Source organism: Xanthomonas sp. NCPPB 3174 (genome assembly GCF_056725205.1).
Genome location: NZ_CM161517.1, coordinates 102,200 through 121,573, shown reverse-complemented (window position 1 = coordinate 121,573; position 19,374 = coordinate 102,200). Strand labels below are relative to the sequence as shown.

General features: G+C 68.6%; 17 protein-coding genes. 13 read left to right on the top strand and 4 right to left on the bottom strand.

The genetic code is table 11. The features are described 5' to 3' along the window. Positions 1-95: 95 nt before the first annotated feature. On the bottom strand, positions 96-5,117 hold the full coding sequence (locus AC1PK7_RS00580; RefSeq protein WP_481100957.1) for a putative Ig domain-containing protein: 5,022 nt from the start codon (positions 5,115-5,117) through the stop codon (positions 96-98). A gap of 301 nt (positions 5,118-5,418) precedes the next feature. Here AC1PK7_RS00580 and AC1PK7_RS00575 point away from each other — a divergent pair, with 301 nt between their 5' ends. The 4 genes from AC1PK7_RS00575 (at position 5,419) to AC1PK7_RS00560 (ending at position 7,737) form a co-directional block, all read left to right on the top strand. After that, on the top strand, positions 5,419-5,964 hold the full coding sequence (locus AC1PK7_RS00575; RefSeq protein ID WP_481099513.1) for a phage tail protein: 546 nt from the start codon (positions 5,419-5,421) through the stop codon (positions 5,962-5,964). A 68-nt stretch (positions 5,965-6,032) separates the two neighbouring features. Beyond that, a complete protein-coding gene (locus tag AC1PK7_RS00570; RefSeq protein WP_481099512.1) occupies positions 6,033-6,560 on the top strand; it encodes a phage tail protein in 528 nt (175 codons plus the stop codon). 59 nt (positions 6,561-6,619) lie between these two features. Continuing rightward, positions 6,620-7,156 carry a phage tail protein gene (locus tag AC1PK7_RS00565; protein ID WP_481099511.1) on the top strand — a complete coding sequence of 179 codons (537 nt, stop codon included), beginning with the start codon at positions 6,620-6,622 and terminating at the stop codon, positions 7,154-7,156. Positions 7,157-7,164: 8 nt separating this feature from the next. Beyond that, a complete protein-coding gene (locus AC1PK7_RS00560; RefSeq protein ID WP_481099510.1) occupies positions 7,165-7,737 on the top strand; it encodes an N-acetyltransferase family protein in 573 nt (190 codons plus the stop codon). Here AC1PK7_RS00560 and AC1PK7_RS00555 read toward each other — a convergent pair. Next, a complete protein-coding gene (locus tag AC1PK7_RS00555) occupies positions 7,730-8,017 on the bottom strand; it encodes a DUF6916 family protein (RefSeq protein ID WP_010341087.1) in 288 nt (95 codons plus the stop codon). The two genes, AC1PK7_RS00560 and AC1PK7_RS00555, sit on opposite strands and share 8 nt — an antisense overlap. A 290-nt stretch (positions 8,018-8,307) precedes the next feature. On the opposite strand from AC1PK7_RS00555, the gene AC1PK7_RS00550 reads away from it, so the two are divergent. The 7 genes from AC1PK7_RS00550 (at position 8,308) to AC1PK7_RS00520 (ending at position 14,439) form a co-directional block, all read left to right on the top strand. Then, positions 8,308-9,099 carry an ABC transporter ATP-binding protein gene (locus AC1PK7_RS00550; protein ID WP_481099509.1) on the top strand — a complete coding sequence of 264 codons (792 nt, stop codon included), beginning with the start codon at positions 8,308-8,310 and terminating at the stop codon, positions 9,097-9,099. Next, positions 9,099-9,848 (top strand): MlaE family lipid ABC transporter permease subunit, encoded by a 750-nt coding sequence (locus AC1PK7_RS00545; RefSeq protein ID WP_010341089.1) that lies wholly within the window; start codon positions 9,099-9,101, stop codon positions 9,846-9,848. Before AC1PK7_RS00550 ends, AC1PK7_RS00545 begins: the two co-directional genes overlap by 1 nt. A gap of 103 nt (positions 9,849-9,951) precedes the next feature. Continuing rightward, complete coding sequence (gene mlaD / locus AC1PK7_RS00540; protein ID WP_017909944.1) at positions 9,952-10,491, top strand: outer membrane lipid asymmetry maintenance protein MlaD; 540 nt, start codon at positions 9,952-9,954, stop codon at positions 10,489-10,491. Beyond that, positions 10,488-11,156 carry an MlaC/ttg2D family ABC transporter substrate-binding protein gene (locus AC1PK7_RS00535; protein ID WP_209249430.1) on the top strand — a complete coding sequence of 223 codons (669 nt, stop codon included), beginning with the start codon at positions 10,488-10,490 and terminating at the stop codon, positions 11,154-11,156. Before mlaD ends, AC1PK7_RS00535 begins: the two co-directional genes overlap by 4 nt. Then, entirely contained in the window at positions 11,146-11,463 is a 318-nt protein-coding gene (locus AC1PK7_RS00530; protein ID WP_481099508.1) for an STAS domain-containing protein, read from the top strand. Before AC1PK7_RS00535 ends, AC1PK7_RS00530 begins: the two co-directional genes overlap by 11 nt. 3 nt (positions 11,464-11,466) lie before the next feature. Beyond that, positions 11,467-12,549, top strand: coding sequence for an MlaA family lipoprotein (locus AC1PK7_RS00525; protein WP_481099507.1), 1,083 nt, complete (start codon positions 11,467-11,469; stop codon positions 12,547-12,549). A gap of 918 nt (positions 12,550-13,467) precedes the next feature. Then, on the top strand, positions 13,468-14,439 hold the full coding sequence (locus AC1PK7_RS00520; protein ID WP_420008187.1) for an IS110 family RNA-guided transposase: 972 nt from the start codon (positions 13,468-13,470) through the stop codon (positions 14,437-14,439). A gap of 685 nt (positions 14,440-15,124) precedes the next feature. On the opposite strand, the gene AC1PK7_RS00515 is transcribed toward AC1PK7_RS00520, so the two are convergent. Next, positions 15,125-15,667: a glutathione peroxidase gene (locus AC1PK7_RS00515; RefSeq protein WP_481099506.1), complete on the bottom strand. Its 543-nt coding sequence runs from the start codon at positions 15,665-15,667 to the stop codon at positions 15,125-15,127. A 522-nt stretch (positions 15,668-16,189) separates the two neighbouring features. Continuing rightward, a complete protein-coding gene (locus AC1PK7_RS00510; protein WP_481099505.1) occupies positions 16,190-17,779 on the bottom strand; it encodes a DNA recombination protein RmuC in 1,590 nt (529 codons plus the stop codon). Between the two features lie 386 nt (positions 17,780-18,165). Here AC1PK7_RS00510 and AC1PK7_RS00505 point away from each other — a divergent pair, with 386 nt between their 5' ends. Both AC1PK7_RS00505 and AC1PK7_RS00500 read left to right on the top strand, forming a co-directional pair. Further along, on the top strand, positions 18,166-18,492 hold the full coding sequence (locus tag AC1PK7_RS00505; RefSeq protein WP_481099504.1) for a hypothetical protein: 327 nt from the start codon (positions 18,166-18,168) through the stop codon (positions 18,490-18,492). 125 nt (positions 18,493-18,617) lie between these two features. Then, positions 18,618-19,346 (top strand): MgtC/SapB family protein, encoded by a 729-nt coding sequence (locus tag AC1PK7_RS00500; RefSeq protein WP_371180763.1) that lies wholly within the window; start codon positions 18,618-18,620, stop codon positions 19,344-19,346. The last annotated feature ends 28 nt before the right edge of the window (positions 19,347-19,374 follow it).

Below are 19,374 nucleotides of genomic sequence, written 5' to 3'. Positions count from 1 at the left end.
TACGGGCGCAGCCTCGTGCACCCAAACATCGCGCGTCGCTGCGCGCCGGACCCTCACCCCCAACCCCTCTCCCGCGGGGAGAGGGGCTCAAAGCGTCAGTACTTCTTCTCGACGTTGAACATCCAGGTCTGGTCGCTGCCGCTGTCGCCGTCGGTGACGCCGCGGTATTCCACGCGCGTGGACAGGCCCTGGTCGGTGCTGAACACCACGCCCACGCCCAGCATCAGCCGGTTGCGGTCGTATACCGTCTGCCCGGTGCGATACAGGGTGCCGCCGATGATGTCGGCATATCCCAGCGCGGCATCGCCACGGCCCTGGAAGTCGTGCTGGTACTCGAGCCGGAACTGCGGGGTCAGCCGGCCCCAGGTCATCTGCCGGCGCCATTCCAGGCGCAGGCCGAGGTTGCCGGTGGTGGTGGCCACGTCCATGTCCTCGTAACGCAGCGCGTACGGCGCCATCGCCGCTTCGCTGTAGGCGTCCAGCGTGGCGCGCGCGGCATCCACCCGCGCATACGGGGTGATCTGCCAATCGCCGCGCTGCAGGTCGGCACCGGCCGACAGCGACGCGATCCACTGGTGGCCGCTGCGGTCGCCTTCGGCCAGCGCGCCGTTGTCGGTGACGTAGCGGCGCAGGTCGTAGGACAGCAGCTGATAGCCGACCAGGGTGTCGAAGAACAGCGTCTGGCCCGGGTGATAGCTGGCATACAGCGCTAGCGTGTACGCGGTCGACTTGCTGCGGCTGCCGTCGCGGCCGACGTCGCTGTCGTCGCGGCCGAAGCCCACGCCCGCGCCCAATGCGAAGGACGAGGAGACGCGGTAATCGGCGCCCAGGCTCAGGCCATCGGTCTGGAAATCCACACCAGCGCGCTGCGACTGCTTGTCCAGGCTGCCGGAGCGGATCGCACCACCCACCCACAGGCCGAGATCGCCTGCCGCAGTGGCATCGCGTGGTGCCGCCGACGCGGTGTCGGCGCCGCCGTCCATGGCACCGTCGCGCAGGTCGCGGTTGGCCGGATCGCACGCTTGCGCGTCCAGGTTGCGATCGCTCTGCAGCGTGCGATCGCGCTGGCGGCATTGCGAGCCGGCCTGGAAGCTCACCCCGTTGTCGAAGCCGCGCGCACCCCGGTGGGTCGCCTCCAGGCGGCGCTGGAAGTTGTCGATCTGCGCCTTGGCGAAGCGCCGGGTCGACTCGGCCTGCGCGTCGATCAGGCCGCGCACCTGCGCATCCTGGGTCGGATCCGGGCGCGGCGCGATCATGAACACGATGTCCGCCTCGGCCGAGGTCGCGTACGCATTGGACAGGGTGAAGCGCACCGTGGCGTTGCCGGAGAAGGCCGGGTTCGGCACGAAGGTCAGCATGAAGCCCGGGCCCTCGTCCGCGGCCGCCGTCGGCACGCCGGCGGCCTTGGCGGCCGCACGGGTGATCGTCGCAGTACCGGCATTAGCCGGCAGCACCGCGACCACGGCGGCCGCCACGAACGGGCCACCGGTGGCGTCACGAGTGACGTCCAGGGTCTGCGCCTGCCCGGTCACCGCCGGCACCGTCACCGACACCGCGATGGGGCGGGCGTTGACGGTGATGGTGACCACGGCCGGGGCCGAACTGCCGCCGGCGCCGATGGCGGTGTAGTGCACGCTGTCCACGCCCACGTAGCCCGGCGCCGGCGTGTACACCAGGCGCACGCCATCGACGGTCGCGGTGCCGTGGCTGGGCGCCGTGGCGATGGCGATGCTGTCGATGCTGCCGGTGTCGTTGCCGGTCACCGCCAGGGTCAGCGCGGTATCCACGAGGGTGGCGCCGGTGTCGTTCGCCGCCACCGGTGCCGGCACCGCCGAGGCGATGGTCAGGGTGTAGGCCGGCGTCGCCGAGAAGCCGTTGGCGTCGCTCACCTTGATGCTGAAGGCGAAGCTGCCGGCCGCGCTCGGTGTGCCGGACAGCACGCCCGCCGTGGTCAGGCTCAGCCCGGTCGGCAAGGCGCCGCTGACCACGCTGTAGCTGTACGGCGCGGTGCCGCCGCTGGTGCTCAGGGTCTGGTTGTATGCCGTGCCCGCGGTGCCGGCAGGCAAGGTCGGCTGCCCCGGGGTCAGGGTCGGCGCGGCGATGCTCAGCGTGTAGCTGCGGCTGGCCTGGCCGGGGACGCCGGCGGTGCTGTCGGTGACGGTGGCGGTGAAGACGAAACTGCCCGCCTGGGTCGGGGTACCGGACAGTACGCCGGCGGCGCTCAGGCTCAGCCCGGCCGGCAGCGCGCCGGTGGTGAGGCTGTAGCTGTAGGGCGAGGTGCCGCCGGTGGCGCTGAGCGCCTGGCTGTAGGCGCTGCCCGCGGTGCCGGCCGGCAGCGCCGGCGGCGACAGCGTCAGCGTCGGCGAGGCCACGGTCAGGGTGAACGCCTGCGCCGCAGTGAAGGCGTTGGCGTCGGTGACGCCCACGGTGAACGCGAAGTTGCCGGCCGTGGTTGGCGTACCGGACAGCACGCCGCCCGCGCTCAGGCTCATCCCGCTCGGCAAGGTGCCGGCATTGAGCATATAGCTGTACGGCGCGGTGCCGCCGCTGGTACTCAGCGCCTGGCTGTAGCTGGCGTTGATCGCCGCTGCCGGCAACGTCCGCGGGGTGATGGCCAGGGTCGGCGCGACGATTGTCAGAGTGTAGGCGTGCGAGCCGCCGAAACTGCCTGCATCGGTGACGCTGACGACGAAGGTGAAACTGCCGGCCACGGTCGGGGTGCCGGACAAGGTGCCGGTGTTGCTCAAGGTCAGGCCCGTGGGCAAGGCCCCGGAACTGAGCGCATAGGTGTAGGGTGCCGTCCCGCCGCTGGTGCTCAGCGTCTGGCTGTAGGCGGTGCCCGCGGTCCCGGACGGCAGCGTGGACGGGGCGACGGTCAGGGTCGGCGCCACGATCGCCAGCGTATAGCTGCGCGCCGCCTGGCCCGGGGTGCCGGAGGTGCTGTCGGTCGCGACCAGGGTGAAGCTGAAATTGCCGGTCACGGTGGGCGTGCCGCTGAGCGCACCGGTCGCACTGTTGACGGTCACGCCCGCCGGCAAGGCGCCGGCCGTGACCGCATAGGTGTACGGCGCGATGCCGCCGCTGGCCTGGGTGATCGCCGCGCTGTAGGCCTGGCCGGCGGTGCCGTTGGGCAGGGTCGTCGCCGGCAGCGACACGGTTGGTGCCGCCACCGTCAACGTGTAGGCACGGCTACCGCTGATGGGCGACGCGCCGCTGTCGGTCGCGGACACGGTGAAATTGAAGCTGCCGCTGCCGCTGGGCGTGCCGGACAGCACGCCGGCGGAACTCAGCAGCATCCCCACCGGCAATGTGCCGGTGGTGATCGCGAAGCCGTACGGCGCGGTCCCACCACTGGCCGTCAAGGTCTGGCTGTAGCTGGTGCCGGCGGTGGCCGCCGGTAGCGACGTCGGCGAGATCGTCACCACCGCATCGTCGTTGAGGATCGTGCCGGTCGCGGTGGCGCGGGCAATGGTGGCGTTGCTGGCGCCGGACAGGTTCACGGTGAAGGTTTCGTCCGGCTCGACCGTGGTATCGCCATTGATGGTCACCGCCACGTTCTGCGTGGTGATGCCGGGCAAGAAGGTCAGGGTGCCGGAGTGGGCGACATAGTCGCTGCCGGCGTTGGCACTGCCGTCGGTGGTCGCAAAGTTGACCGTGACGGTCTGGCCGCTGGCGGCGCTGAGGGTGACGGGGAATGTGGCCGTGGTGGTGCCGCTGTTGCCTTCAGTGACGCTGACATCGCCGATCGAGAGCGACGGCTGCGCGTCGTCGTTGTTGATCGTGCCCACTCCCTGCCCACTGGTGATCGTGGCGCCATTTGGATTGGTGACGTTGACGTAGAAGGTTTCGTTGGGTTCGTTGAGCGTATCGCCGACCACCTGCACGGTGAAGGTGGCGCTGCTGCTGCCGGCCGGAATGGTCAGCCCGTTCACGCTGGAAGCGATGTAGTCCGAACCCGCAGTGGCAGTACCGTCGGCAGTGGCGATGTTGAAGCTGACCCCGCCGCTGCCGGCCGGCTGGCTGAGCGAGACGGTGAAGGTGAACGCGGTGGTGCCGGAATTGCCTTCGTTCTGCGACACGTTATTGATCGACAGCGCCGGCAGATCGTCGTTGAGGATGGTGCCGGTGGCACTGGACGGCGAACCCACGGTGTAGCCGCTGCCCGCGTTGAGACTGATCACCACGGTCTCGTCAGGCTCCACCGTGGTGTCGGGGGTGGGACTGACGGTGATCGTGCCGCTGGTCTGGCCAGCCGCAATCACCAGCGGCGAGTTGACCGCAGCGTAATCGCTACCGGACGTCGCGGTCCCGCCCACGCTGAAACCGATCGAGAGCGCCGATGGCGACGGCTGGCTCAGGGAGACGGTGTAAACCAAATTAGTGCCGCCGTTCTCGTACACGCTGGCCGGCGACACCGCGATGCTTGCTGAGGGATAGTCGTCGTTGACGATGGTGGCGGTGGCGCTGGAGGGGTTGCCGATCGAGTAGCCGGTACCGTTGGCCACCTGGAAGATCACTGTCTCGTCCGGCTCCACCGTGGTGTCGGCGACCGGGGTGACGCTGAAACTGGCGGACGTCGCATTGGCCGGTACCACGACGCTGGTGACCGTACCGGTGTAGTCGGTCCCGCTGGTCGCCGTGCCGCTGCGGGTCAGGTTCACCGTGGTCGCCGAACTATTGGTCGAGCTCAGCGTCACCGTGTAGACGAAGGCCGTGCCGCTGTCCTCGTTGGCGCTGGACGGGGAGACCGTGATGCTGGCGGTGCGCGAGGGGTTGATGGTGATGTTGAAGACGATCTGGTTGTTGTACTCGTCCAGCAGGTAGAACGAGTCCGAGGTCGCGCCGTCGCCGTTGTTGGTGTAGGTCACCCGCTCGGTGCCGGCGGCGTCCAGTTGGCCGGTAAGCACGTAGTTGCCGTGCGACGGCTGCGCACCATCGGTCATGCCGGTATTGGAGGTACCGTCGCAGTCGCTGACGTCAAAGGTCACCGAGCCGCCCGAATTCACGCTAGCGCTCTGAGGAGTCGTACACGCCGGTCCAGGCGCAGGCGCGGCAGCAGCCAGACAGAGCTGGGATGTCGTGAGCAACAGCAGCGCCATCAGCCAACGCAACATCAGCCGCATACCGCTAGACGCGGTGCAATTCGTAGACATATTTCGATTCCCCTAAAACGCGCCACCCCAATGGGCGCTGGCAGCCATCCTGGTGCCTCGGACTCCGCAGAACATCGGCCCTGCAAGCATCGGCCATGCGCGTCGCGCGGCCATTGGAACAGCAAATCCGGCGCGACGTAAAGCAACAAATGCGTCATGTCTGTCTGGTTCAGCGAAATCGTCTCTTGCATGTCGCCGAAGTCGTGATTAAGTAGATGCGCGCCAGACACGAAGTCTGTGCCATCAACTCTGGGGGGAGATCCGCATGAGCGAGTTCTTCATCGGTCAGATCATGCTGACCGGTTTCGCGTTTGCGCCAAAATATTTTGCGCAGTGCAACGGGCAATTGCTGCCGATCAATCAGAACCAGGCGCTGTTCAGCCTGCTCAGCACCCGCTTCGGCGGCGATGGCAAGACCACGTTCGGTTTGCCGGACATGCGCGGGCGCACGCCGATGGGCTATGGGCCATCGGCCGATCCGGCGTGGCAACCGCCGGCGCTGCCGATGGGCCAGGCCGCCGGCACGGAGACAGTGACCCTGGTGGGCGACAACCTGCCCGCGCATACCCACCTGCTGGATTGCAGCAGTGTCAACGGCGACAACCGCACGCCAACCGGCCGCCTGTTCGCGAACAACAACATGGCCACCGGGACCCCGCATGCGTTGTATGCGGCGCCCGGCGCGACGATACCGCTGTCGCAGTCCACCATCGCCAACAGCGGCGGCAGCCAGGCACATCCGAACGTACAGCCGTACACCACGATCAATTTCTGCATCGCACTGTCCGGCATCTTCCCCTCGCGCAGCTAGGCGCATCCGCATTCGGGCGCGCAGCGCGAATCCGTGCGCGTGGCGCCTCATCGACCAGGAAGCATCTCATGGGAACCCCTTTCATCGGCGAAATCCGCATGTTCGGCTTCGGCCGCACACCCCAGGGCTGGCAGGCGTGCGACGGCTCGCTGCTGCAGATCTCCGAGTACGAACCGTTGTATGTGCTGCTCGGCACTGCGTACGGCGGCAATGGCACCACCACCTTCGCGGTGCCGGATCTGCGCGGTCGCCTGCCGATCCATCAGGGCCAGGGGCCGGGGCTCAGCAACTACGTGCTCGCCCAAAAGGCCGGCACCGAGACGGTGACGTTGACCGACCTGCAGATGCCGGCCCACACGCATACCGCCCAGGCCACCACCGTGGCGGCGACTGCCACCGCGCCCGCCGGTCTGCTCCCAGCCGCCGTGAGTGGCGCCCTGTTCTATGCCAGCGACACCAGCGGCACCACCACGCTGGCCATGTCCACGCAAAGCACCTCGTTCGCCGGCGGCAGCCAGCCGCACGACAACACCATGCCGACGCTGACGGTGCAGTACTGCATCGCCACCACCGGCATCTTCCCGCAACAGGCCTGATCCCTGCGCCGCGCCGGCATGGCTGCGGCACGCATCCGCTGCATCGGAGGAATCCGCTCATGACCGAACCCTATCTCGGCGAAATCCAGCTGTTCGGCTTCGACTACAACCCGTATGGCTGGGCGCTGTGTAACGGCGCCATCCTGCCGATCACGCAGAACAGTGCGCTGTATTCGCTGCTCGGCGTGGCCTACGGTGGCAATGGCAGCACCACGTTCCAGTTGCCGAACTTCACCGCGCGCGCCGGCTGCCAGCAGGGCCCGGGGCCCGGCCTGACCGCGCACACGCTGGGCAGCAACTTCGGATCGGCGGGCGTCAGCCTGCAAAGCACGCAGATCCCGATGCACCAGCACGGCGTCAATGCGTTCTCGCAACCGGATCCGGCAAAGAAGACCGGCACCCCTGCCAGCGGTGCCGCCCTGTCGTCACTGAACAGCACCAGCGAACGTCCGTTCCTGGCGGTCGCGCCGAACACGCAGTTCTCCCCGACCATGCTGATGCCCACCGGCATCGGCCAGGCACACGAGAACCGGCAGCCGTATCTGGCGGTGAACTTCTGCATCGCGCTCAGCGGGGACTACCCCGTCTTCAGTTGAGCGGCCACATGGCTAGTGCTGCGCGAGTGCCGGAGTTTCCCGCCAGGCACGAGGCCATCGAGGCGCCGCGCGCGCTGCGAACGCGTGGCGTGGTGCTGCGCGCCGCGCACGCGGGCGACCTGCCCTGGCTGCGCGACCTGTACGCCAGTACGCGCCGCGACGAACTTGCCGCGGTGCCGTGGCCGGAACCGGCCAAGCGTGCCTTCCTCGACCAGCAGTTCGCCTTGCAGCATGCGCACTATCTGCAGCATTTCCCGGGTGCCGACTTCCTGATCGTGGAAGACGCACGCGCGCGACTGGGCCGGCTGTATCTGGACCGCAGCACGGATCCGCACGTCCTGGTCGATATCAGCCTGTTGCCGGACTGCCGCGGCCACAGAATTGGCGGCGCGCTGATCGCGCAGGCACAGGCGCTCGCGCATGCGGATGGGCGCGCACTGACGCTGCACGTGCTGCACGCCAATCGCGCAGCGCAGCGGCTTTACGCGCGGCTGGGCTTCGTCGCCGGCGAGGCCGGCCAGACCCACCTGGCGATGCGCTGGGATGGCCCCGGCACGCGGCCGAATGCGTGCGTCAGTTGAACACCGCCTGATACAGGAAACCGTCGCGTTCGCGCGCCACCGGCACCAGGAAGATGCCGATTTCGCCCAGGCGCGGATGGCGCATCTGGTAGGTCTGCTGCGGAAACAGGAACGACGAGCCGTTGCGGAACAGGAGCGAGAACGGCGCACGCCGTGCCGCGGGCGGCGTCGGCAGCGGCCGCGCCTCGACCAGCACGAATGCGACCTCACCTTCGTTCAACTGCGCCGAGAACGTCTCGTTCACGCTTCCGGCGAAGTGTTCCAAGCTCAACAACTCCATCCTTGACTCCAGGTGTGGTTCGGCACGGTCGCCCTGCCGGCATCGTCGCGTGCCGTGACGAACCGCACAAGCGCTGTTCCGGCATTTGTCCACAACCGGGCGTGCTGCGGCGGCGCACCCAGCGCGCCACCGGCCCGAACACCGACGCGGCGGCATGACACGCTGTTGCATGAACAGGGCGAAGCGGGCGCGCACACCGGCCCGCGCGGTGCCACAATACTGCACGGGCCAGTTCGGTTAAGTTCAGCCGAACGGATCGATCCTATGTTGTATTTTCGTTAAAGGCCGCGATGGCGTCTTCCGAATCCAATCTGGTGCAGTTGTCGGGCGTGCGCATCGACCGCGGCGGCCGCGCGATCCTGCGTGACGTCTCGCTGAGCGTGCCGCGCGGCAGCATCACCGCCGTGCTCGGGCCTTCCGGCAGCGGCAAATCCACGCTGCTGGCCGCCCTGACCGGCGAACTGGTGCCCGCCGCGGGCACGCTGGAAGTGTTCGGCAAGCCGCTGCCGCACGGCAGCCGCGCGCTGCGCGAGACCCGCAAGAGCATCGGCGTGCTGCTGCAGGGCAACGGCCTGCTCACCGACCTGAGCGTGGCCGAGAACGTGGCGCTGCCGTTGCGCGCCCACACCCGCCTGCCCGAGCCGGTGCTGCAGCGGCTGGTGGCGCTGAAGCTGCACGCGGTGGGCCTGCTGGCCGCCGCCGATGTCTGGCCGCGCGAGCTGTCGGGCGGCATGGCGCGGCGCGTGGCGCTGGCGCGGGCGCTGGCCCTGGATCCGCCGCTGATGATCTACGACGAACCGCTGACCGGCCTGGACCCGATCGCCTCCGGCGTGATCATGAGCCTGATCCAGCGCCTCAACCACACCCTGGGCCTGACCAGCATCATCGTCAGCCACCACGTCCACGAGACGCTGCCGATCTGCGACCAGGCCGTGGCCATCGCCAACGGCGGCGTGGTCTTCGCCGGCACCCCGCAGGCGCTGCAGGCCAGCAGCGATCCGTTGCTGCAGCAGTTCCTGCATGGCCGTCCCGACGGCCCGATCCCGTTCGATGCGCCGCAGCGCGCGCGGAGCGCCGCCTGATGGCCATCGTTGCCCCGATCCGTTCCCTGGGCCGCGCCGGGCTGTTCTTCCTGACCGTGCTGCGCGGCTCGCTGCCGACCCGCGACCTGCTCGCCGAGCTGATCCGCGAGATCTACAAGGTCGGCGCGCGCTCGCTGCCGATCATCGCCGTGGGCGGCGCCTTCGTCGGCCTGGTGCTGACCCTGCAGGGCTACCGCACCTTGCAGACTTATGGCGCCTCCGATGCGCTGTCGACCCTGCTCGGCCTGTCGCTGTACCGCGAGCTGGCGCCGGTGCTGACCGCGCTGCTGTTCATTGGCCGCGCCGGCAGTTCCATCGCCGCCGAGCTCGGCCTGATGCGTGCGACCGATCAGATCAAGGCCCTGGAACTGATGGCAATCGACCCGGTGGCCAAGGCGGTGGCGCCGCGCTTCTGGGCGGCGGTGCTGACCGTGCCGCTGCTGACCGGCATCTTCTGCTCGCTGGCGATCAGCGCCAGCTATTTCGAGGCCGTCGGCGCGCTCGGCCTGGACCGCGGCACGTTCTGGTCGGCGCTGTCGAGCAGCGTGGATTTCTGGGACGACTTCGGCGTGGCGATGCTGAAGTCGGCGGTGTTCGGCGGCACGGCGGCGCTGGTGGCGGCCTATGTCGGCTTCCATGCCGAGCCGACCATCGAGGGCACCTCGGTGGCCACCACCCGCGCCGTGGTCAATGCCTCTCTGCTGGTGCTGATGTTCAATTTCGTCATGTCGGCGCTGCTGTTCCGCTGAGCGGCGCCAACGCGGGGCCGGCCGGCGACGGCAGGCCTTGCGGCAACATCCCGGTCGCGGCACTGGCGCCGCGGCCACGCTGAATCAACAAGGTAGACACGTTATGGCTCTCCGTGGTCCCCGTCTCGAGTTCGCCGTCGGCGCCTTCCTGCTGCTGGGCCTGGCCTCGCTGCTGGTGCTGGCGCTGGCTTCCACCAACCGCCAGTGGGGCTTCGGCGGCCACCGCTACGACCTGGTCGCGCGCTTCTCGCAGATCGGCCAGTTGCGCGCGCAGGCGCCGGTGAAGATCGGCGGCGTCATCATCGGCCAGGTCGCCAAGATCGACCTGGATCCGACCAAGTTCGACTCGGTGGTGACCCTGTCCATCGACGACAAGTACAAGGATCTGCCGGCCGACACCTCGGCGGCGATCCTGACCAGCGGCCTGCTCGGCGAGAGCTATGTCGGCCTGCAGCCCGGCGGCGACCCCGACACGCTCAAGCCCGGCCAGGAAATCGCCTTCACCCAGCCAGCGGTGGACCTGATCCAGCTGGTCGGCAAGTACATGTTCGGCGGCGGCAGCGCCGGCGGCGACAAGAACGCAACACCCGCTGCCGCACCCTCGGCCGACCCCACCACGCCCGCAACGGAACCCAAGCCATGACGATCAAACTGCTTTCCGCCGCTCTCGCCGCCGCGCTGGCCGTGGCCGCGCCTTCCGCCGCCCTGGCCCAGGCCGCCGCGCCGGCCGCCTCCGCCACCCAGGCCGGTTCGGCCAGCAAGGTGGTGCTGGAGAACAGCACGCGCATCCTGACCACGCTGGAACAGCGCCGCAGCGAGTTCAAGAGCAACCCGACCGCACTGCGCCAGTTCATCGACAGCGAGATGAACAAGTCCTTCGACCGCGACTACGCCGCCCGCCTGGTGCTCGGCGTGCACGGCCGCGGCGCCTCCGACGCCGACGTCAAGCTGTTCGGCGACGCGATGGCCGACAACCTGATGCAGCGCTACGGCACCTCGCTGCTGACCTTCGAAGGCAAGCCGCAGGTGCGGGTGAAGTCGGAAACCCCGCTGCCGGGCGGCCGCGGCGTCAAGGTCTCCACCGAGCTGCTGCGCAGCGGCGGCGACCCGGTGCCGGTGGACTACCTGCTGCGCAACACCGGCGCGGGCTGGAAGATCTTCGACGTGATGGTCGAGGGCGTGTCCTACGTGCAGACCTTCCGCAACCAGTTCGACACCCCGCTGCGCAACAAGTCGATCGCCGAGGTCGCGGCCGAGTTGCGCAACGGCACGCTGCAGGCGGCGCCGGCGGGCAACAGTGGCAAGTGATGCGCCGCAGCTGCGCCGCGACGGCGACACGCTCGCGCTGAGCGGCGTGCTCGACCGTGCCGCGGCCACCGCGTTGTGGCCGGCGGCGCTGCGCGCGCTGCCGGGCGCACGCGTGCTGGACCTGCGAGCGGTGTCGCGGGTGGACAGCGCCGGCCTGGCGCTGCTCGCCGAACTTGCCGCGCGCCTGCGCGCCCAGGGCCAGGCCGAGGTCGCCATCCATGGCGCCCCGGCCGGCCTGACCGATCTGAGCGCCGCCTACCGGCTGGCCTCGACCCTGGATTTCCACTCTCCCCCTGCGGCGAGCTGACACATGAACGTGCTGCGTATCCTCACTTCCCTCACCCTGGCCGCCGCCCTGGGCGCCTGCGCCGGCGCGCCCAAGCGCACGCCGCCCCCGTCTCCGCCGCCCGTGGCGCAGTCGGCGCCGGCCGCCAGCGACAACGTTGCGCTCACCGATGCGAATGCCATGGCGGCCACCTCGGACGGCACGACCGGCATGGACGCCAGCGTCCCGGCAGCATCGAGCGCGCCGGCGGCGGCGCCCCCGGCGAATGCCACGGGCACTGCGTCGGCCAACGGCACGCCGACCTCGGCCGAGGACGACTACGCCGCACTGTACGGCGGCGACCCGTACAACCCGGTCGCCGATCCGACGCTGCCCGCGGGCGTGCCCGCACCGCAGAGCTACGACCCGTGGGAGAAGTTCAACCGCAAGGTGCATGCCTTCAACAACGTGGTCGATCGCGGCGTGGCGCGGCCGCTGGCGCGGGCCTACGTCAACGTGGTGCCGCGGCCGGTGCGGCTGGGCGTGACCAACTTCTTCGACAACCTCAGCTCGCCGCTGACCATGGTCAACCAGTTGCTGCAGGGTCGGCCGCTGCAGGCGGGGCAGACGCTGAGCCGGTTCCTGATCAACAGCACGCTGGGCATCGGCGGCATCTTCGACCCGGCCACCGATGCCAACCTGCCGCGCCGCAGCGAGGACTTCGGCCAGACCCTGGGCGTGTGGGGCTGGCGCCGTTCGCGCTACCTGGAACTGCCGCTGTTCGGTCCGCGCACGGTACGCGATGCGTTCGGCCTGGTCGGCGACGCGCCGCTGTCGCCGCTGCAGCAGATCGAGGAGGACCGGGTGCGCGTCGGCCTGCAGGGCCTGCAGTTGGTCGACACGCGGGCGCAGTTGCTGTCGCTGGACAGCATGCGCGACCAGGCGCCAGACGAGTATCAGCTGACCCGCGATGCGTGGCTGCAGCGCCGCAACTATCAGATCGAGAGCGACATGCGCGGGCACAAGCGGCAGGACGACGATCTGCCGGCCTATCTGCGCGAGGAAGAGACCAATCCGACGGTGCCGGTGGACGCGATGCCGGTCCCGGAGTGGCGCGGCGGTCGCTAGTCCGCCGCGCGACGCACCTACGAAAAGCCCGGCTTCGGCCGGGTTTTTTGTGCCTGAGGATTTGCTGGTATCGCCTGTGGCCGCGGCGCGATGTGCGCGAATGAGTGCGAGGTTTGCAGTGGATGAGCGAGTATCGCGGCGGATTAAGGGGTGCAGGCGGCTTTGCTGTTGCTCCTGCTGTTGCTGTTGATTACCGGGGTCCCCTCGGCGCGGCAGCCGCGGCGGGCGAATACCCGAAGGGCGACGCGCAGGATGCGCGTCGTTTTTCGCCGGCACATGGGTGAGCCGGATAAAGGCGAAGCACTGCTTCGCCCCGGCGAACGGGCTGGCGCCGTGAGGCGCCTGCCCCGGGCTTGGCCGCGTAGCGGACAGTGCCGTCGAAAAATGCCCGTCGTGGCTGCGAACCTGGAGCGCGAAGCGCGGAAGGCGCGCTGCGGGGTGTGCTTTCTTTTGGTTACTTTTCTTTGCACAAGCAAAGAAGCGCTCCTCAGCAGCCGAAGGCTGATCAAAGTAACTCGCCGCTAGGCGAAAGCTTTGCTCTTGCACTTGCTGCCACGGTGGCGGCCGCTGAATCGTAGGAGCGGCTTTAGCCGCGACAGGTAGAGCGAACTTAGGAGCGGCTTTAGCCGCGACAGGTAGAGCGAACTCTCGCTGTCGCGGCTGAAGCCGCTCCTTGTATCTGGACATGTCGCCCCTAAACAGGCGTCATGTCTTCCGACTGATCATCGGAGGAGGTGTAGGAGGTCCAGTCGCTCCTAAAGCTTCGAGCTTGCATCGTAGATCGGCTCCGCCCTCCACATGCTGGCCTTTGTGTGTCCGAACGGTATCCAGAGTCCGCCCCCGGGCGTGAACTCGCATCGACAAGGCAGGACCGGGCCCAGCGCCGATCATGACCCTGACACGATGGAGGAATCGCGTATGTCTCCCGTCATCGGCATCGACGTCGCCAAACGCAGTTTCGATGTGGCCATCGATCTGACCAATGGCAAGCACCGTACCAAGGCCAAGTTGTCCAACGATGCCAAGGGCTTCCAGGCCCTGCAGGCATGGCTGCAGACGCATGCGCAGCCCGATAGCTGGATCGCCATGGAGGCCACCGGCACCTACCACCAGGCGCTGGCCGAGTTCCTCCACGCACGCGGCTATCGGGTGTGCGTGCTCAACCCGGCGCAGACGGCCGCGTACGCACGCAGCCAACTCAGCCGGGTCAAGACCGATCGCAGCGATGCCAAGCTGATCGCCAGTTATGCCTTGCGTCACCGCGAGCAGTTACGCCGTTGGTCCCCTGATCCGCCGGCGCTCAAGCAGCTCAAAGCGCTGGTGCGCCGGCGGCAAGATCTGCAACAGATGCTGCAGATGGAGCGCAACCGGCTGGACGTCGCTCCGGCTCAGGTGAAGGACTCGATCCAGGTCCATCTGGCCGATCTGCAACACCACATCGCCCAGATCGAGCAGGCCATCGATGACCATATCGACCAGGATCCGACCTTGCGTGGGCAGCGCGAGCTGCTGGTGAGCATCCAGGGGATTGCCGACACCAGCGCGGCCTTGATGCTGGCCGAGCTTGGCGATGTGAGGCGCTTCGCCGATGCCTCGGCGGTGACCGCCTTCGCGGGCCTGAATCCGTGCCTGCAGGAGTCGGGCGAGCGCAAAGGCCACGTCTGCATCTCGCGCACCGGCTCGCCCCGCCTGCGCGCCGGCCTGTTCATGCCGGCCCTGGTGGCCATGACCCACAACCCGATCATCCGCACGCTGAAACAGCGGCTGAGCGAACGCGGCAAAGCCGGCAAGCAGATCGTGTGCGCCGCCATGCGCAAGCTCCTGCACCTGGCCTACGGGGTTCTCAAATCGGGCACGGCGTTCGATCCGAAAAGGGGCCTTGCCTGCTAGGGGGTAAGACGGTATCTACGGTTCTTCTTTTCGCCCGACAAGAAAATCTCAAGCGAAAGCAAAGGCTTTCGCCCTTTCGGGCGAGTTACTTTGATCAGCCTTCGGCTGCTGAGAAGCACTTTCTTTGCTCGCGCAAAGAAAAGGTAACCAAAAGAAAGCGCGCCCTGCCTTCGCGCCCTCCGCGCTGCGCGCTCCGGGTCCGCGTCCAGCGCGGGGATCCGCGGAAGGGGCTTGGCTGCTTCGCAGCCAAGTCCGGGGCAGTCGCCTCACGGCGCCAGCCCGCCCGCCGGGGCGAAGCAGTGCTTCGCCTTTTTCCGGCGAGCCCTGCCCTGCCGCGGACGGCGTACATCCATGTACGCCGCCCTTCGGGTTTTTCCCCGCGCTGGCCGCCGCTTCGGAAGGGAACCCGGCAAGTCCAAAGCAACAGCCAAAGCAACAGCAAACGGCAACGGCAACGGCAACGGCAAGCAGCTACAAGCCTTGCATGGCGGGCTAGCCCCTCTCCCCTCGGGAGAGGGGTTGGGGTGAGGGTGCGGGGCGAAGCCCTCAGTTTCAGCCGCGATGAACGACGCCGACAATCACTGGAGCACCGACAACGTTTCGGCTCGGCCAACAACGATCTGCAACCCCAAACGACGCGTCCAGCTCACAGGCGGCGCCTCTTCGCGTCGAACACCGCAGACCGTTACCCCAGCGCCGCGTCGATCGCCGCGCGCAGGCGCGGATCCTCGGCGGTGACGTCCGGAGCGAAACGCGCGTGGACCTGGCCGTCGCGGCCGACCAGGAACTTCTCGAAATTCCACAGCACGCCCGGCGCCGGATTCGGCTCGATGCCGTAGCCGGCCAACTTCTCGCGCATCGGGCCCTCGCCCTCGGTCTGCGGCTGCGCGGCGATCAGCGCGCGGTACAGCGGATGGGTGTCCTCGCCGGTAACCGCGATCTTGGAGAACATCGGGAACGTCACGTCGTAGGTGAGCTGGCAGAACTGCTGGATCTCCGACTCGCTGCCCGGCTCCTGGCCCTTGAAATCGTTGGCCGGGAAGCCCAGCACTTCCAGCCCCGCAGCCTGCTTCTCGCGATACAGCGCTTCCAGGCCCGCGTACTGCGCGGTGAGGCCGCACTTGGAGGCGACGTTGACGATCAGCAGCACCTTGCCGGCGAACTCGGCCAGGGTGGCCGGCTGGCCATCGATGCGGATCAGCGGAATGGCGGTCAGCGACTCGGACATGGGGCACTACCTCGGTCGAAAGGAAGCGCCAGCATAGTCGCTGCCGGCACAGCATGCGCAGTGCCGTGACCGCGTGACTCAGCGCACCGACAGCTCGCCCGTGTCGGCACGTGACATCCGCTTTTGCTGCGGATCATGCGCTCCGGTAGGAGCGGCTTCAGCCGCGACAGCCGCGCCCGCAAAACCTGCTCGCGACTGCCACAGGAGGAACAAGAGCCGCCGCTACACATGTGCCGCTCGTCGTGATCAGAAGCGCGCGTAGCGGCCAGCGAGCGAGCAGGCGAGCGGCCTGGAGACGACAACCTATCCGCGATGTCGAATCGCATCGACACTGCAGGCAAGACAACGACACCTGCGTGCTGCGCGATCGGCACAGCGCGCGCATACGAAGCGGCCGCGCTGGCCCCGTCCAGGTCGCGGCGCTGCATCCAACATGGCGCGTGCTGGTCGCACGCCATCCCGCGTCGACGAAACCGCCACGACGCCCTGCCATCCCAACTCGCCGCTGCGCACCGCAAGCCCTCATTCCCGGTCGTCGCCCGCCGCCTCGTCCGCCTCGGCATCGTCCAGCGGCAGCGACAGTTCCAGCAGCGGCGCGGCCTGCGCATCGGCCAGGGTCTCGACGCCGCGCAGGCGGCGTTCGATGGTGCGGGTCTTGCGGCTGGCCTCGCCCAGGCTCTTGCCGACGGTGCTGATCTGCTTCTCGGCCTTTTCCAGGATGCCGGCGAACTTGCCGAACTCACTCTTGACCGCCGCCAGCACGCCCCACACCTCGCTGGAGCGCTTTTCGATGGCAAGCGTGCGAAAGCCCATCTGCAGGCTGTTGAGCAGGGCGGTGATGGTGGTCGGCCCGGCAACGACGATGCGGTGCTCGCGCTGCAGCAAGTCGGCCAGGCCGGGGCGGCGCAGGGTCTCGGCGTACAGGCCCTCGGTAGGCAGGAACATCACCGCGAAATCGGTGGTATGCGGCGGGGCGATGTACTTGTCGCCGATCGACTTGGCCTGCACCCGGATCGCGCGCTCCAGTTGCGCGCCCGTCGCCTGCACCAGTTCCGGATCGCCCTGCTCCTGCGCGTCGAGCAGGCGCTCGTAGTCCTCGCGCGGGAACTTGGCGTCGATCGGCAGCCACACCGGCGTGTCCTCGTGGCCGCGGCCGGGCAGGCGCACGGCGAAATCGACCATCTCGTTGCGCTCCGGGCGCACGCGGACGCCGCGCGCGTACTGCTCCTGGGTCAGGGTCTGCTCGAGGATGTTCTCCAGCTGCACCTCGCCCCAGCCGCCGCGGTTCTTGACGTTGCTCAGCACGCGCTTGAGGTCGCCGACGCCGGTGGCCAGCTGCTGCATCTCGCCCAGGCCGCGCTGGACCTGCTCAAGCCGTTCGGAGACCAGCTTGAACGAGGCATCCAGGCGCGTGTTGAGGGTGGTCTGCAGCTTCTCGTCGACGGTGCCGCGCATCTGTTCGAGCTTGGCCGCGTTGTCGGCCTGCAGTTCCTTCAGCCGCTCCTCCAGGGTGGCGCGCATCTCACCCATCCGCTGCTCGTTGCGCTGGACCAGGTCACCCAGCCGCTGGCCGAGCGTGTCGGCAAAGCGCTGCTGCGCGTCCGCGCCTTCCTGGCGGCCCTTGCGCGCGTCCTCGAGCAAGGCCTCGCGCAGCGCACCCAGCTGCGCGTCGATGCGCGCGATCAACTCGGCCTGCTGCTGGCCGAACTGGGCCATGCGCGCGTCCTGCTGCTGACCGAAGGCGTCGAGCTGGCCACGGATCTCGACCAGGCGCTGGCTCAGCAGTTCGGCCATGCGTTGCTGCGCGGCGCCGGCCTCGACCCGGCCGCGCCGCGCGTCCTCGGTCAGCGCCTCGCGCAGCAGGTCCAGGCGCTGGTCGGTGCGGGTGGACAGATCCGCCAGATTGCGGGCGAAACCTTCGCTGCGCGCGTCCTGCTGGCGGGCCAGGCTGTCGAGTTGCTCACGCAGCTCGCCGCGGCCGCTGCGCTGCTCCTCGCGCAGGGCCGCCTCCAGCGCGGTGTGGTTGCCCCGCCGCAGCAACACGGCCAGCAACAGGGCGATGACGGCACACAACAGGCCGGCGAGGATCAGGAAATGGACATCGTTCTGCATGCGGCCAGTGTAGCCGGCCGCGTCTCAATCGCTGCGCCACGCGCCGGCAGGCGGAGGAGAGCGGATATACCTTGGTATCGCCGCCATGGCCTCATGCAGGCTGGTACGGGCATGAGCCGCATGCCAAGCTTTGCGCCACCCGCTCCTGGCCCAGCCAGTGGGCGGTAACGCGGCATCCGACACCGCGCCAGACCGTCGCGCTCCGCGCGATCCGTTCCCCCTGACACCGGAGGCGAGCATGGACCCCGATCCGCATCGACGCGGCGTCAGCGCCGCATTCCCCCACCGCTCCCCTCGCCTGGTCGCTGCCCGGCGCTGAGCCGGAAGACGCCCGCTGCCCGCACGCTGCGACGTCCTTTCCGGCCACGCGCCGCAAGGAGGTCGTCATGTTCGTGTTCTCGCTGTTTTCCCGTCGTTTCCGCCTGCAGCGCTGCCTGCAGCGCGCGCTGCGCGCCGCGGTCGCCATGCGCCGCACCGAGGCGCTGCGCCATCTGCTCGCCGCCCACGGCGCCCGCGCCTTCGCGCTGGCGCTGTCCGCGCAGTCGCCGCGGGTGATGGCCGATGCGCTGTCGCTGCTGTCCGTCGCCGACCGCATCCGCGTCCGTGCGCGCTTGCCGCATGCGGCGCAGCGGCGCCTGCACGAGGTCTGGGCGAACGCTCCGGCCGCGCACTGGCTGCATGCCGCGCTGGCGTGGTGGCCCGGCATGCACTGAAGCGCATGCGCGTGCCAACGGTACGAGTTGCCATCTCGCCGCGGCATCATCGGCACCCTGTCCCTGCCCACTCCCTTCCCCGGAGCCGCCGTGCTCGCTCCCCTCACCTACCGGAACGCGCCCTGATGGAAGCCCTTCGCCTGTTCAATCTCGGCTCGCTGCTCGACACCCTGGTGAGCCTCACCGCCGCCTTCGTGCTCGGCGCGATCATCGGCTTCGAGCGCCAGGTGCGCCAGCGCACCGCCGGGCTGCGCACCAACACCCTGGTCGCGGTCGGCGCGGCGATCTTCGTCTCGCTCGGCGACCGTCTGTTCGAGATCCATGGCGGTACCCAGGGCGCGGTGCAGGTGGTGGCCTACGTGGTCTCCGGCATCGGTTTCCTCGGCGCCGGCGCGATCATGAAGGAAGGCGCCAACGTCACCGGGCTCAACACCGCGGCCACGCTGTGGGGATCGGGCGCGGTCGGCGCCTGCGCTGGCGCCGGGCTGGTCGCCGAGGCGGTGCTGGCGGCCGTGTTCGTGCTGCTCAGCAATACCCTGCTACGGCCGATGGTGAACCGCATCAACCGGCATCCGCTGAAGGAATCCTCGCTGGAAGCCACCTACATGTTCTATGCGATCTGCGCGCGCGAGGTGCACGGCGAGGTGCGCGAGCGGCTGATCGAACTGCTGGAGGAGGCGCACTACCCGGCGCGCGAGGTCGAGCAGCATCCGTTCGGGCAGCGGGACGTGGAGATCGCCGCGACGCTGTATGCCACCGCGGTGCGCGCCGAGGAACTGGATGAAGTTGTGCAGCGCCTGGAGGGCGAACCGGGTGTACAACAGGCGTTCTGGAACGCCGGCGCCGAAGCCTGAGCCAGCCATGCCCAACCTCATCACTTCC

Excerpts from the sequence above, each read along its gene's own strand:
- AC1PK7_RS00550 (WP_481099509.1), top strand. The coding sequence starts at position 8,308 with ATGGCGTCTTCCGAATCCAATCTGGTGCAGTTGTCGGGCGTGCGCATC.
- AC1PK7_RS00570 (WP_481099512.1), top strand. The coding sequence starts at position 6,033 with ATGGGAACCCCTTTCATCGGCGAAATCCGCATGTTCGGCTTCGGCCGC.
- AC1PK7_RS00535 (WP_209249430.1), top strand. The coding sequence starts at position 10,488 with ATGACGATCAAACTGCTTTCCGCCGCTCTCGCCGCCGCGCTGGCCGTG.
- AC1PK7_RS00545 (WP_010341089.1), top strand. The coding sequence starts at position 9,099 with ATGGCCATCGTTGCCCCGATCCGTTCCCTGGGCCGCGCCGGGCTGTTC.
- AC1PK7_RS00515 (WP_481099506.1), bottom strand. The coding sequence starts at position 15,667 with ATGTCCGAGTCGCTGACCGCCATTCCGCTGATCCGCATCGATGGCCAG.
- AC1PK7_RS00575 (WP_481099513.1), top strand. The coding sequence starts at position 5,419 with ATGAGCGAGTTCTTCATCGGTCAGATCATGCTGACCGGTTTCGCGTTT.
- AC1PK7_RS00560 (WP_481099510.1), top strand. The coding sequence starts at position 7,165 with ATGGCTAGTGCTGCGCGAGTGCCGGAGTTTCCCGCCAGGCACGAGGCC.
- AC1PK7_RS00525 (WP_481099507.1), top strand. The coding sequence starts at position 11,467 with ATGAACGTGCTGCGTATCCTCACTTCCCTCACCCTGGCCGCCGCCCTG.
- mlaD (WP_017909944.1), top strand. The coding sequence starts at position 9,952 with ATGGCTCTCCGTGGTCCCCGTCTCGAGTTCGCCGTCGGCGCCTTCCTG.
- AC1PK7_RS00500 (WP_371180763.1), top strand. The coding sequence starts at position 18,618 with ATGGAAGCCCTTCGCCTGTTCAATCTCGGCTCGCTGCTCGACACCCTG.
- AC1PK7_RS00555 (WP_010341087.1), bottom strand. The coding sequence starts at position 8,017 with ATGGAGTTGTTGAGCTTGGAACACTTCGCCGGAAGCGTGAACGAGACG.
- AC1PK7_RS00510 (WP_481099505.1), bottom strand. The coding sequence starts at position 17,779 with ATGCAGAACGATGTCCATTTCCTGATCCTCGCCGGCCTGTTGTGTGCC.
- AC1PK7_RS00505 (WP_481099504.1), top strand. The coding sequence starts at position 18,166 with ATGTTCGTGTTCTCGCTGTTTTCCCGTCGTTTCCGCCTGCAGCGCTGC.
- AC1PK7_RS00565 (WP_481099511.1), top strand. The coding sequence starts at position 6,620 with ATGACCGAACCCTATCTCGGCGAAATCCAGCTGTTCGGCTTCGACTAC.
- AC1PK7_RS00520 (WP_420008187.1), top strand. The coding sequence starts at position 13,468 with ATGTCTCCCGTCATCGGCATCGACGTCGCCAAACGCAGTTTCGATGTG.